The organism is Enterobacter sp. Sphag1F (genome assembly GCF_014193275.1).
Taxonomy (GTDB): Bacteria; Pseudomonadota; Gammaproteobacteria; order Enterobacterales; family Enterobacteriaceae; genus Pantoea; species Pantoea symbiotica.
In genome coordinates this window covers 948,038-961,209 of sequence record NZ_JACHZD010000002.1, presented here as the reverse complement: position 1 = coordinate 961,209, position 13,172 = coordinate 948,038, and the positions used below count along the sequence as shown (strand labels likewise).

Annotated in this window: 13 protein-coding genes; 9 read left to right on the top strand and 4 right to left on the bottom strand. The window is 55.8% G+C overall.

The window, feature by feature from the left end:
- Positions 1–31: 31 nt before the first annotated feature.
- Both FHW71_RS10025 and FHW71_RS10020 read left to right on the top strand, forming a co-directional pair.
- Entirely contained in the window at positions 32–355 is a 324-nt protein-coding gene (locus FHW71_RS10025; protein WP_008103924.1) for a ComEA family DNA-binding protein, read from the top strand.
- Positions 356–456: 101 nt separating this feature from the next.
- Complete coding sequence (locus tag FHW71_RS10020) at positions 457–864, top strand: YbgC/FadM family acyl-CoA thioesterase (RefSeq protein ID WP_061717455.1); 408 nt, start codon at positions 457–459, stop codon at positions 862–864.
- Positions 865–901: 37 nt separating this feature from the next.
- On the opposite strand, the gene queC is transcribed toward FHW71_RS10020, so the two are convergent.
- Both queC and FHW71_RS10010 read right to left on the bottom strand, forming a co-directional pair.
- The gene (queC, locus tag FHW71_RS10015) at positions 902–1,597 is read right to left on the bottom strand and encodes a 7-cyano-7-deazaguanine synthase QueC (protein ID WP_179451707.1); all 696 of its coding nucleotides are present in this window, start codon (positions 1,595–1,597) and stop codon (positions 902–904) included.
- Positions 1,598–1,623: 26 nt separating this feature from the next.
- On the bottom strand, positions 1,624–3,339 hold the full coding sequence (locus FHW71_RS10010) for an SgrR family transcriptional regulator (RefSeq protein WP_179451706.1): 1,716 nt from the start codon (positions 3,337–3,339) through the stop codon (positions 1,624–1,626).
- Positions 3,340–3,432: 93 nt separating this feature from the next.
- Here FHW71_RS10010 and cof point away from each other — a divergent pair, with 93 nt between their 5' ends.
- The gene (gene cof, locus FHW71_RS10005; protein WP_179451705.1) at positions 3,433–4,254 is read left to right on the top strand and encodes an HMP-PP phosphatase; all 822 of its coding nucleotides are present in this window, start codon (positions 3,433–3,435) and stop codon (positions 4,252–4,254) included.
- A gap of 34 nt (positions 4,255–4,288) precedes the next feature.
- Here the strand turns inward: cof and FHW71_RS10000 are convergent, their stop codons facing one another.
- Complete coding sequence (locus tag FHW71_RS10000) at positions 4,289–5,323, bottom strand: PLP-dependent cysteine synthase family protein (RefSeq protein WP_061723602.1); 1,035 nt, start codon at positions 5,321–5,323, stop codon at positions 4,289–4,291.
- Between the two features lie 115 nt (positions 5,324–5,438).
- On the opposite strand from FHW71_RS10000, the gene FHW71_RS09995 reads away from it, so the two are divergent.
- The 5 genes from FHW71_RS09995 to amtB all read left to right on the top strand — a co-directional run bounded on the left by FHW71_RS09995 (position 5,439) and on the right by amtB (position 11,382).
- Positions 5,439–5,900, top strand: a complete 462-nt coding sequence (locus FHW71_RS09995) for an Lrp/AsnC family transcriptional regulator (protein ID WP_008103913.1) — start codon at positions 5,439–5,441, stop codon at positions 5,898–5,900.
- A gap of 23 nt (positions 5,901–5,923) precedes the next feature.
- On the top strand, positions 5,924–7,693 hold the full coding sequence (locus tag FHW71_RS09990) for a SmdA family multidrug ABC transporter permease/ATP-binding protein (protein WP_179451704.1): 1,770 nt from the start codon (positions 5,924–5,926) through the stop codon (positions 7,691–7,693).
- Positions 7,686–9,461, top strand: a complete 1,776-nt coding sequence (locus FHW71_RS09985; RefSeq protein WP_179451703.1) for a SmdB family multidrug efflux ABC transporter permease/ATP-binding protein — start codon at positions 7,686–7,688, stop codon at positions 9,459–9,461. The genes FHW71_RS09990 and FHW71_RS09985 overlap by 8 nt, the downstream gene beginning before the upstream one ends.
- 259 nt (positions 9,462–9,720) lie before the next feature.
- Positions 9,721–10,059 (top strand): P-II family nitrogen regulator, encoded by a 339-nt coding sequence (gene glnK / locus FHW71_RS09980; RefSeq protein ID WP_007886947.1) that lies wholly within the window; start codon positions 9,721–9,723, stop codon positions 10,057–10,059.
- Positions 10,060–10,092: 33 nt separating this feature from the next.
- Positions 10,093–11,382 carry an ammonium transporter AmtB gene (amtB, locus tag FHW71_RS09975; protein ID WP_008103907.1) on the top strand — a complete coding sequence of 430 codons (1,290 nt, stop codon included), beginning with the start codon at positions 10,093–10,095 and terminating at the stop codon, positions 11,380–11,382.
- A 71-nt stretch (positions 11,383–11,453) separates the two neighbouring features.
- On the opposite strand, the gene tesB is transcribed toward amtB, so the two are convergent.
- Complete coding sequence (gene tesB, locus FHW71_RS09970; protein ID WP_179451702.1) at positions 11,454–12,317, bottom strand: acyl-CoA thioesterase II; 864 nt, start codon at positions 12,315–12,317, stop codon at positions 11,454–11,456.
- 205 nt (positions 12,318–12,522) lie between these two features.
- Here tesB and FHW71_RS09965 point away from each other — a divergent pair, with 205 nt between their 5' ends.
- Complete coding sequence (locus tag FHW71_RS09965) at positions 12,523–13,080, top strand: YbaY family lipoprotein (protein WP_008103903.1); 558 nt, start codon at positions 12,523–12,525, stop codon at positions 13,078–13,080.
- Positions 13,081–13,172 lie beyond the last annotated feature (92 nt).

Genomic DNA, 13,172 nt, shown 5'->3' with positions numbered 1-13,172 from the left:
TGTTGCTGTCAAACACAAGGAGAAACACAGCATGGTGAAATCAACGTTTCAAGCCCTATGCATTACGCTGGCGCTGGGCGGCGCAGTTTATACCACCGGACTGGCGGCTGCCGAAAGTCCCAGTGAAACGCAGGCGACGCAAGTCTCCACGCCAAACGAAGGACAGGTCAGCATCAATTCAGCCACAGCCGAACAGCTCGCAGCCGGTATGAACGGCATCGGACTAAAGAAAGCGCAAGCGATTGTCAGTTATCGCGAGCAATACGGCCCGTTTACCGCCATTGAACAACTCAAGGAGGTGCCCGGTATCGGTAGCGCACTGATTGAGCGCAACAGCGCTCGGCTTAAACTGTGAAGCGTCTCGCGACTTTGAAGGATTGAAAAAGCACGGATTCAGGCTGTGCTATGCTCAACAGGTCTTACCAGTTGTCATTCTCAGCCTGAACAGGAGCAATAATGCAAACCACAATTAAAGTGCGCGGTTATCATCTGGATGTTTATCAGCACGTGAATAACGCGCGCTATCTGGAATTTCTGGAAGAGGCGCGCTGGCAGTGGCTGGAGGATGTCGATGCGTTTCATTGGCTGATGGAGCAGCAGCTGGCGTTTGTGGTGGTGAATATCAACATCAACTATCGTCGTCCGGCGGTATTGGGCGACGTACTGAACATTGAAAGTGAAGTGTCTCAGCTCGGCGGTAAAAGCGGTGTAATTGCCCAGCGTGTCTTACTGGCGAGTGATAATTCGGTGGTAGCCGATGCCGCACTGACCTTTGTCTGTATTGATTTGCGCACGCAAAAAGCAGTGCCGTTGGAAGGGGAGTTACACCAGCGTCTGGCGTCGTTGATGGTCGAAAATGAATAACTGGCGCCGATGACGCCAGTTTACCCTGCGGCCTGAATCAGTTGAGGCCGCTTTTCTCTTTCATCGCTGCCATCACTGCCGACGCGTTCGCCTGATAATCTGCCAGGCCACGGGCGCGTAAATGGCAGGCCGCGCATTCGCCGCAACCATCACCTTTTACGCCGTTATAGCAGGTAAGCGTTTCAGCACGTACCAGCTGCAGCTGCTGCCAGTAATCGGCCAGCGCCCAGGTTTCGGCTTTGTTCAGCCACATCAACGGCGTTTCAAAGCGAATATTGCGCGCCATGCCGAGGCTAACAGCGTTATTGAGTGCTTTAACAAACTCATCGCGGCAATCCGGATAGCCGGAGAAATCGGTTTCGCATACGCCGGTGATCACCGCTTCAGCTTCGACCTGATAGGCATAAATGGATGCCAGCGTCAGGAACAGAATATTGCGGCCCGGCACAAAGGTGCTCGGCAAACCGCTGGCATTCGGATCGTATGTCGGCACGGGAATGTTGTCGCGCGTCAGGCTGCTGACGGCTAACTCGTTGAGCAGCGTAACGTCGAGCACTTTGTGCGCCCGCGCGCCCAGCTTGTGCGACAGCTCAGCCGCAACTTCGATCTCTTCGCGATGGCGCTGGCCGTAATCAAAAGTCACGCAATGCACTTCATCATAGTGTTGCAGCGCCTGAATTAAACAGGTGGTGGAGTCTTGTCCGCCACTAAATACCACAACGGCTCGTTTCATTTTTTCTTCCTCTAAAATCTGTGCGCTTATGGTACTGGCTCGAAGGAAGGCTGAACAGCGCTAGCTGTGGTTGGCGGCGGAATCCAGGCGCGAGTGAAATCAAACCAGCCCAGGCTATTTAGCTGGATGCCCTCCACGCCGGGCGGGGCAAAAACCTGATAGCGATAGTTAAACAGCGGCAGTAAATGGCCGTCGCACATCAGCTGCTGAAACAGTTGCTGAGTTAATTCACCACGCTGCAACGCATCAGGTTGTTGGGCAATAGCACTCAGCGGCGTTTGCAGGACCTTTTCGCGCAGCGGCTGCCAGACCGGATCGTTCTCCAGCCAGTTCACCAGCGTAAACAACGGCGCATCACCAATCAGTCGATCGCCCATCACCACATCGGCCTCACTGAGATCGATATCGTCACGCCAGCTTTTTACGTCATGGAAGATGCAGGTGAGGGCGCAGCCATGTTGTGCCAGCAGTGGAATCAACGCCTGCGCCATCACATGCAGTTCGACCGGCAGGTGGTAATGCAGCGTTAGCGTCGGCGGCAGTGAAATTCTCGCTCTTTCTGCGCGCGGTACCGGCCAGCCAGGCAGCAGTTCATGGCTCGGTGTAATCAAACCCTCATCCAGCGGCAATTGTTGAATCACGCCGCTGCGCTGAATCAGGGCAATCAGCGATTGGGCCTGCTCGGCACTGAAGTGCGCCGAGATGCGTGGCGCCAGATAGCAAAATCCCAGGCTAATACTGCGATCAACCGGCCGCAGCGAACCGAGCTCTTCAGGATCGCCAATGGCGATTTGCACCGGATGGCTGCAGCTGGTGCCGAGATCACGATCAAACAGCTGCGGCGTGATCCAGTATTCCATCCGCTGGATCAGCGGGCGCTGCAAATGCCAGCGCGCATGGCTTTCCAACCGCACCATTTCAGCGGTGAAATGCGTGAGTTTCCACGGCCCGCTACCGACATCGGCGAATTCAGGATGAGGTAACAGACAGAATTGATGCGCCAGCCGCTGCGGCAGCCAGTAATCGCTTTCACGTAGTTGAATATGTATCGCCAGCGGATGCGGCGCTTCAATGCGTTCAATCGCCGCCAGTAGCCGCGAGCCGCGCGGCGATTGCATGATCTGCTGTAGCTGCTCAACCAACTGCGCCGCCTGCACCGGTTCATCGTTATGCCAGCTGAGCTGCGGGCGCAGCCAGAAATACCAGTCACGGCCGCTGGCATCGTGCTGCCAATGGTGAGCGATATCGCCTTCAACATCGTTATCGCGAAAGCGCGTTAGCCCGGAGAAAACCTGGCGCGCCAGATGTTGCTCGGCGCGTCCGGTCAGCTGTAGCGGGCGCAACGGCTCCATCGCGCGGTAATAAGGAATGCGCAGCACCGGCGATTGGTTCTGCCACTGGCCGCCCATCAGCGGCCGCAACATTTTCACTAACCGCTCGGGATGCAGATCCAGCACCTGCAATGCCTGTACCGCCTCGCCGGCATCAAGTTGCTGCGTTAACAATTGCTGGCGCAGCTGTTCCGGTGACAGTAGAAAAGTCAGCTCGCCCTGTTTGCCACGTCCGGATTCTCCGCGCCAGTTAAGCCAGCCGGCATCCTGCCACTGCCGCAGCAGCGTGCGCACATGGCGCTCGCTGCAAAAACAGTGTTGCGCCATCGCAGCGACGCTGAGGCGTTGTGTTTCGCCGTGGCTGAGTTGCCACAGGCGCTGGAATTGATTAACCCGATGAAGTTCGCGCATCGCTAAACCCGGAACAGTTTTTTAAAAGTATTCACTATTAGTTCCGTAATTACCAGGCGATAGTAACTGCCTCACTCAGACAGGAGAATTCGCATGGCTCGCCTCGCGGCATTTGATATGGATGGCACGCTGTTGCTTCCTTCGCATCGGTTAGGAAATGAAACGCTGACAAGCCTGCATGCGTTGCATCAGCGCGGCGTTACGTTGGCGTTTGCCACCGGGCGTCATCTTATGGATATGCAGCGAGTACGCGAACAAATCACCTTGCCTGCCTGGCTGATTACCGGCAACGGCACGCGTATTCACGATCTGGAAGGCAATCAGCTTTACGGCTGCGATTTATCGCCATCAGTGGCGGAAGAGGTGATTCATACCCATTGGCAAACGCCAGCGTCGATTCATATTTTCAACGATGAAGGCTGGTTTACCGATAAACCGCTGCTCGGTGCGCTGGAAGCGCATGCGATGAGCGGCTTCCACTATCAGCTGCGTGATTTGCGTCAGATGTCGGCGCATGAAGTCACCAAAATCTGTTTTATTGCGCCGCATGAAATGTTGCAGGCGCTAAGAAGTGAATTGCAGGCCGCGTTGGGCGAGCGGGCAAATATTTGTTTCTCAGCCTGGGATTGCCTGGAAGTGTTGCCGGTTGATTGCCATAAAGGCGCGGCGTTGGGACGTTTGTGCCAGCATCTTTCGCTGTCGTTGGCGGATTGTATGGCGTTTGGCGATGCCATGAACGATCGCGAAATGCTGGAGCGCGTTGGCAGCGGTTTCATTATGGGCAACGCCATGAATCAACTGAAAGCGTCGTTGCCCCATTTACCGATTATCGGACATTGCGAGACACAGGCGGTGTCTCACTACCTTAATCACTGGATGACCACACCACACCTCGATTATTCCCCCGAATGCTGAGGCTTACAGTGAACCGGACAGGACGTCCGGTTTTTTATTGCAGCTCTCGCACCCAAGGCGCAATGTCGCCGATATTCTGCTCTACCCACTGCGCATTGTAATAGGTGTCCGGATAGCGCTCACCGCTGTCACACAGCAATGTCACCAAAGATCCTTGCTCGCCGTTTTCCCGCATGCGTTTTGCCACCTGCATCATGCCCCAGAAGTTGGTGCCGGTTGAGGCGCCAGGGCGACGTCCAAGCACTTTTTCCAACTGCAGCATCGCGGCGATGGTCGCGCCATCCGGCACTTTCATCATCTCGTCAATGACGTCGGGTAAAAACGACGGTTCGACACGCGGACGACCAATGCCTTCAATCAGGCTGCCGCGTTCGCTGCGCAACGTTTTGTCGCGGCTGTGCCAGTAGTCAAAGAACACCGAATGTTGCGGATCGACCACCAGCAGGCGCGTGTCATGGCCCTGATAGCGGATATAGCGGCCCAGCGTTGCCGAAGTGCCGCCGGTACCGGCGCTCATGATCACCGTATGCGGCACCGGGAACGGTTCGTGTGACATCTGGCGGAAAATGCTTTCGGCAATATTGTTGTTGCCGCGCCAGTCGGTGGCGCGCTCGGCGTAGGTGAACTGGTCCATAAAGTGGCCATTCAGTTCACGTGCTAAACGTTCGGATTCGCTGTACAGCTGGCAGGGATCGGCTACGAAATGGCATTCACCACCGTAAAAGCCAATCATCTCGATTTTACGTTTCGCGGTGCTGGCCGGCATTACGGCGATAAACGGTAAGCCGAGCAGTCGCGCGAAGTAAGCTTCCGATACCGCAGTACTGCCGGAAGAGGCTTCAATGATCGGCGTATTTTCATGGATCCAGCCGTTCGCCAGGCCATAGAGAAACAGGGAGCGCGCCAGGCGATGTTTTAAGCTGCCGCTGGGATGCGTGCTTTCATCTTTGAGATAGAAGTGAATGCCAGGAAAATCATCCAGCTTAAAGCGGATCAGATGCGTATCCGCAGAGCGCTGAAAATCGGCGTTAATTTCATTAATGGCGTGGCGAACCCAGGGCGTTTGCATGTGGCATTTCCGTAATCATTATTGCGCACAGTGTAAGGCACTGGCAGGAAAAAGAGGTTGCTAAAACCGCGCTATAATGGCGAGATTAGAGAAAAATTTTCTCCCGGAGTGGCAAATGTTAGATAAAACTGACCGCACTTTGCTGGCAATGCTGCAGCAGGATTGCACCTTGTCGCTGCAGACGTTGGCCGATGCGGTGAACCTCACCACCACGCCGTGCTGGAAACGCCTGAAAAAACTGGAAGATGATGGCATTATTCGTGCGCGCGTGGCGCTGGTGGACGGCGAAAAAATCGGTCTGTCACTCACCGCCTTTATGTTTGTCAAAACCCAGCAGCACAGCAGCGAGTGGTTTAAGCAATTTGTCGCCGTGGTGCAGCAAATGCCGGAAGTGATGGCGTTTTATCGCATGGCGGGCGAGTACGATTATTTGCTGCGCATTCAGGTCGCGGACATGAAGAGTTATGACAGCTTTTATAAGCGCCTGGTGAACGGCGTGCCGGGCCTGATGGATGTGACCTCCAGTTTTGCCATGGAAGAGATTAAATACACCACCGCCTTGCCGGTAGCGCCCTAGCGGGCACAGAAAGAGACACGCTTGTGCAATTATTCAGCCAGTTAAGTTGGTATTTCCTGCGCGAGTGGCGGCGATATCTGGGCGCCGTCAGCTTGCTGATCGTTATTGCCTTATTGCAATTGCTGCCACCGCACGTGGTTGGCGTGATTGTCGACGGCGTCACCCAGCATAATTTAAGCGCCGGGCAGATCTTTATGTGGATCGGCGTGATGCTGGTGACGGCAGTGATCGTCTATCTGCTGCGCTACGTCTGGCGCGTACTGTTGTTTGGCGCATCCTACCAATTAGCCGTTGAGCTACGTGAAGATTTCTATCGTCAGCTCAGCCGCCAGCATCCGGCATTTTATCTGCGCCATCGCACCGGCGATCTGATTGCCCGCGCCACCAATGATGTGGATCGCGTGGTGTTTGCCGCCGGTGAAGGCGTGCTGACGCTGGTGGATTCGCTGGTGATGGGATTGGTGGTGCTGATTGTGATGAGCACCCAAATCAGCTGGGAACTGACGTTACTGGCGCTGATCCCGATGCCGATTATGGCCTTCGCCATTCAGAAAGATGGCGCACGCCTGCATCAGCGTTTCAAAGTGGCGCAAGCGGCGTTCTCCAGTCTGAACGATCAAACCCAGGAAAGCCTGACCAGCATTCGCATGATTAAAGCCTTTGGCCTCGAAGATCATCAGTCGCAGCAGTTTGCTGGCATCGCTGCCGATACCGGCAAGAAAAACCTGCATGTGGCGCGCGTGGATGCGCGTTTCGATCCGATCATTTATATCGCCGTCGGCTTCTCCAACCTGCTGGCGATTGCCGGTGGCGGCTGGATGGTGTGGAACGGCAGTTTGACGCTCGGGCAGCTCACCAGCTTTGTGATGTACCTTGGCCTGATGATTTGGCCGATGCTGGCGCTGGCATGGATGATCAACATCGTTGAGCGCGGCAGTGCGGCATGGAGCCGTATCCGTTCCTTGCTGGCGGAAGCGCCTGCAGTTGAAGATGGAGCGCAAGTGTTGCCGCCCGAACCTGGCGTGATGCAGGTTGCCATTCGTGAGTTCCGTTATCCGGCCAGTTCTGGCCCGGTGCTGAGCCATGTTAACTTCCAGCTAAAACCGGGCCAGATGCTCGGCTTATGCGGGCCAACTGGCTGCGGCAAGAGCACGCTGTTAAGCCTGATTCAGCGACATTTCGACATCGATCAAGGCGATATTCGCTACCACAATACGCCGCTGCCGCAGTTGCGGCTCGATAGCTGGCGCAGCCGGTTGGCGGTGGTCAGCCAAACGCCGTTCCTGTTCTCCGACACCATCGCCGCCAATCTGGCGCTGGGCCGCCCGAATGCGACGCAGCAAGAGCTGGAGCGCGTGGCAACCATGGCCTGCGTGCACGACGATATTCTGCGCCTGCCGCAAGGTTATGAGACCGAAGTGGGCGAACGCGGCGTGATGTTATCGGGCGGGCAGAAGCAGCGTATTGCGATTGCACGCGCGCTGCTGCTGAATGCGGAAATCCTGATTCTGGATGATGCGCTGTCGGCGGTTGATGGCCGTACTGAACATGACATCCTGCATAATCTGCGTCAGTGGGGTAAAGGGCGTACCTTGATTATCAGCGCGCATCGTTTGTCGGCGCTCACTGAAGCGAGTGAAATTCTGGTGCTGCAGCAGGGCGCCGTGGCGCAGCGTGGCGATCATGACACTCTGGCCGCCAAAGAGGGCTGGTATCGCGATATGTACCGTTATCAGCAGCTGGAAGCCGCGCTGGATGACGATGAAGTGGCAGAAGGAGCAAGCCGTGGCTAAATCACAACGTTTATGGCCGACGCTGAAACGCCTGCTGGCGTATGGCAAACCGTGGCGTAAATCGCTGTGGCTGGCGGTCGGCATGCTGTGGATTGCCGCGGCGGCCGAAGTGACCGGACCGGTGCTGGTGAGCTACTTCATCGATAATCTGGTGGCGAAACATCAAATGCCGTGGGGCATCGTCGCCGGCCTGCTGGTGGGCTTTATCCTGCTGCAATTGCTGGCTGCCGGTTTGCACTATTTTCAGGCATTGCTGTTTAACCGCGCGGCGATTGGCGTGGTGCAGCAATTGCGCGTAGACGTGATGAACGCGGCGTTGCGCCAGCCTCTCAGCGCTTTCGATACGCAGCCGGTCGGACAAATTATCTCGCGCGTCACCAACGACACCGAAGTGATCAAAGATCTTTACGTCACCGTGGTAGCAACGGTGTTGCGCGCCGCCGCGTTGATTGGCGCGATGCTGGTGGCGATGTTCTCTCTCGACTGGCGTATGGCGCTGGTGGCGATCGTGATTTTCCCGCTGGTGCTGACGGTGATGCTGATTTATCAGCGCTTCAGCACGCCGATTGCGCGCCGCGTGCGCAGCTATCTGGCGGACATCAATAACGGCTTTAATGAAGTGATCAACGGCATGAGCGTGATCCAGCAGTTCCGCCAGCAGGCGCGCTTTGGTGAGCGCATGGGCGAAGCCAGCCGTTCGCACTATCTGGCGCGTATGGAAACGCTGCGGCTGGATGGTTTTTTATTGCGCCCGTTGCTGAGTCTGTTTTCGGCCATGATTCTGTGCGGTTTGCTGATGCTGTTCAGCTTCGCCACGCCAGGCGTGTTTGAAGTGGGCGTGCTTTATGCCTTTATTACCTATCTTGGTCGCCTCAACGAGCCGCTGATTGAACTCACCACGCAGCAGTCGATGCTGCAACAAGCGGTGGTGTCTGGCGAGCGCATCTTTGAACTGATGGATGCAGAGCAGCAAGGTTACGGCAGCGATATTCAGCCGCTGGCTTCCGGCAACATCTCGCTGCGTGATGTGAGCTTTGCCTATCGCGATAACCGTGATGTGCTCAGCAACATCAATCTTGAGGTGCCCGCGCGTAATTTTGTTGCGCTGGTGGGACACACCGGCAGCGGGAAAAGCACGCTGGCGAATTTGCTAATGGGCTATTACCCGGTGACGCGCGGCAGCATCGAACTGGATGGTCGCCCGCTGCCGCAACTGTCGCACGCCGCCTTACGTCAAAGCGTTGCGATGGTGCAACAGGATCCGGTGGTATTGGCGGATTCGCTGCTGGCCAACGTGCGTTTAGGGCGTGATATCCCGGAAGATCAGGTGTGGCAGGCGCTGGAGACGGTGCAGCTGGCACCGTTGGCGCGCAGCATGGCGGATGGCATCCATACGCGTTTAGGCGAGCAGGGCAATAATCTGTCGGTTGGGCAGAAACAGCTACTGGCGCTGGCGCGCGTGTTGGTGTCATTGCCACAAATCCTGATCCTCGATGAAGCCACGGCGAATATCGATTCCGGTACGGAACAGGCGATTCAGCACGCGTTACGTGCACTACGTCAGCACAGCACGCTGGTGGTGATCGCGCATCGCCTTTCCACCATCACCGAAGCCGATCAGATTTTAGTGCTGCATCGCGGTCAGGTAGTTGAGCGCGGTACGCATGCTGAGCTGCTGGCCGAGCAGGGCCGTTACTGGCAAATGTATCAGCTGCAGCAAGCCGGCGATGAACTCGCGGCGGGCATCCCCGTACAAGCTGAAGGGTGAATTGCACCTTTTTTGCACAGTTTTATCGGAATGTTCTGTATTGATGCACTTCTTTGAGGCTTGAAGCACCAAAGAAGTGCAATATTGCAACACCTTTCCTATTTCTGCTCCCCAATCTGCGCTGTGCTTCACATAACGAAGCGTGATGCAGCGCGCCTATGCTACTGACATTCCCCTTTTTTTATTTATGGCACAGCCTTTGCTTATATCCCTACGTGTCCGCGAAGACTCACTCAATTTCTTATCCGGAGGGGAACGTATGAAGCTGGTTACCGTGGTAATCAAACCATTTAAGCTGGAGGACGTGCGTGAAGCCTTATCCTCTATTGGCATTCAGGGACTGACAGTTACCGAGGTTAAAGGTTTCGGTCGCCAGAAAGGTCACGCAGAGCTTTATCGCGGTGCCGAGTACAGCGTTAACTTCCTGCCTAAAGTAAAAATTGATATCGCTATTGCGGACGACCAACTTGATGAAGTGGTCGATGTCATCAGCAAAGCCGCGTATACCGGCAAAATTGGCGACGGCAAGATTTTCGTCGCAGAACTGCAGCGCGTCATTCGTATTCGTACCGGCGAGACCGACGAAGCAGCACTGTAACTGGGGCTCTGAATTGTGATGGGATGGAAAGAAATGAATAAACTGATAACGAAGTTGGGCCTCACCAGCCTTGCGCTGTTACCTTCTCTGGCGATGGCGGCAGCGCCTGCCGTCGCGGATAAAGCCGATAACGCCTTTATGATGATCTGTACCGCGCTGGTACTGTTTATGTCGATTCCAGGCATTGCGCTATTCTACGGCGGTTTGATCCGCGGTAAGAACGTGCTGTCGATGCTGACGCAGGTTGCAGTGACCTTCTCGCTGGTGTGCGTGCTGTGGGTAATTTACGGTTACTCGCTGGCCTTTAGTGAAGGCAACTCCTTCTTCGGTAGCTTCCAGTGGGCGATGCTGAAAAATATTGAGCTGAAAGCGGTGATGGGCAGCTTCTACCAGTACATTCACGTTGCGTTCCAGGCTTCCTTCGCCTGTATTACCGTCGGCCTGATTGTCGGTGCGCTGGCTGAACGTATTCGCTTCTCGGCGGTACTGATTTTCGTGGTGGTTTGGCTGACGCTGGCTTATCTGCCAATCGCACACATGGTTTGGGCGGGTGGCTTGCTGGCGCAAGATGGCGCGCTCGACTTCGCGGGCGGCACCGTGGTTCACATCAACGCCGCAGTTGCTGGCCTGGTGGGTGCTTATCTGGTGGGTAAACGTGCTGGTTTCGGCAAAGAAGCCTTCAAACCACACAACCTGCCGATGGTGTTCCTCGGTACCGCGATTCTGTATGTGGGCTGGTTCGGCTTCAACGCCGGTTCTGCTTCCTCAGCTAACGAAATCGCTGCGCTGGCGTTCCTGAATACCGTAGTGGCTACGGCGGGTGCGGTGCTGTCGTGGGTGTTCGGCGAGTGGGCGGTACGTGGTAAACCTTCTCTGCTCGGTGCGTGTTCAGGCTTCATCGCGGGTCTGGTCGCGATTACCCCAGCTTGTGGTTATGTCGGTGTCGGCGGCGCGCTGATTATCGGTCTGGCAGGTGGTTTAGCCGGTCTGTGGGGCGTAACTACCCTGAAGAAATGGCTGCGCGTTGATGACCCATGTGATGTGTTCGGTGTACACGGCGTGTGTGGCATCCTCGGTTGTATCCTGACCGGCGTGTTCGCCTCCTCTTCACTGGGCGGCGTAGGCTACGCAGAAGGCGTGACCATGGGCCATCAGGTTTGGATTCAGCTGTTCAGCGTGGGCGTGACCATCGTCTGGACTGCAGTTGTGGCCTTCATTGGCTTCAAACTGGCAGATATGATTGTTGGCCTGCGTGTTCCGGAAGATCAGGAACGTGAAGGTCTGGATGTGAACAGCCACGGCGAGAACGCTTACAACCAGTAACAGCCGGGCTGAAGAAGAGCAGTGCGCTAAAATTATAAAAAGCAGAAGGGGCGATAATATCGCCCCTTTTTTTATGCGTAGCGTTGGCGCATCACGCCTTCCTGCACCGTGGTCGCCACCAGTCTGCCATCCTGCGTATAAAACTCGCCACGCACAAAACCGCGCGCGCCGGATGCGGAGGTGCTCACCACGCTGTACAGCAGCCATTCAGATAAGTCGAACGGGCGATGGAACCACATTGAGTGATCGATGGTGGCAACCTGCATATCGGCTTCGAGGAAGCCTTTACCGTGCGGCTGCAGCGCCACCGGCAGGAAGTTGAGATCCGAGGCATATCCCAGCAGATATTGATGGATACGACGATCGGCCGGTAACTCGCCGTTGGCACGGATCCATACCTGACGCAGCGGTTCATCAACGTGGCCTTTTAGCGGGTTATGAATCTGTACCGGACGAATATCCAGCGGACGCTCGGCGAGGAATTTTTCTTTCAGCTTGAGTGGCAGATGGGCGGCCAGCTTTTTCGCCAAATCCTGTTCCGATGGCAGATTATCCGGGCCCGGCACCTGCGGCATGCTGTTCTGGTGCTCGAAGCCGCTTTCTGGTGCCTGGAACGAGGCGGTCATGTAGAAGATCGGTTGGCCATTCTGTACCGCGCTGACCCGGCGTGCGCTGAAGCTTTTGCCGTCACGCAGCGTTTCGACATCATAAATGATGGCTTTTTGGCTATCGCCCGGACGCAGAAAGTAGCTGTGGAAGGAGTGAATGATGCGCTCTTCCGGCACCGTTTGTTTCGCGGCATACAGCGCCTGGCCAACTACCTGGCCACCAAACACCTGGCGCAGACCAAGATCTTCGCTCTGACCACGAAACAGGCCTTCTTCCAGTTTTTCCAGATTTAATAAATTAAGCAGGTTGTGCAGTGCCTGGCTCATAGCGGATTCCTCAGCGTGACTAATCGCGTCAGTGTGAAAGATCCGACCAGTTTCCGTCAATGATTTTGCCGCGATTTCAGTGGGCTGGCGGAAGGTTTAGGCGCAATGCCGATATTTGTGCCAGAATTAAGGTCATTCGGCGGCTGAAAAGCTAAGCAATCAATTTACCGCCGACAATCATAGTGTTCATAAGGAGACGACATCGATGAAAATCTGGCAAGTTATTAGCGGTATGACCCTTGCAGCGGCGATTACCGGTTGTGCGGACCACAGCAAGCCGGTGGCCACACCTACACTCGGCTCAGCGGTAGCGGGGCAGCAGGCCGCCATTGCGCAGCCGAATGTCAGTGGTTCGGTGTATATCCGCCAGCGCATCGCGCTGCCACCGGATTCCGTGCTAACCGTAACGCTGTCTGATGCATCGCTGGCCGATGCGCCTTCGAAAGTGTTGTCGCAGCGCGTAGTGCGTACGGAAGGGAAACAGTCACCGTTCCAGTTTGTTCTGCCGTTCAATCCGGCTGACATCCAGCCGAACGCGCGCATTCTATTAAGTGCGGCGATTTCAATTGATGGCAAGCTGGCGTTTATCACCGATACGGTGAAACCGGTGATTAATCAGGGCGGAACAAAAGCCGAACTGCTGTTGGTGCCGGTAACTAACGTCGCGATGCAAACCCAGCCGGGTGCCGCAACAACAGTGCCATCGACTTCACCTACGCAGGTGACGCCATCGTCCTCGGTGCCGGCACCGACGAGTTTGTAATCTACCAAACGGCATAGGCTAAGCGCACAGGCCCGCTGCCGTGGAGTAAAGCGTCACACGCCATGGATGGCGTGTGCCGAGCGATCAGGGAC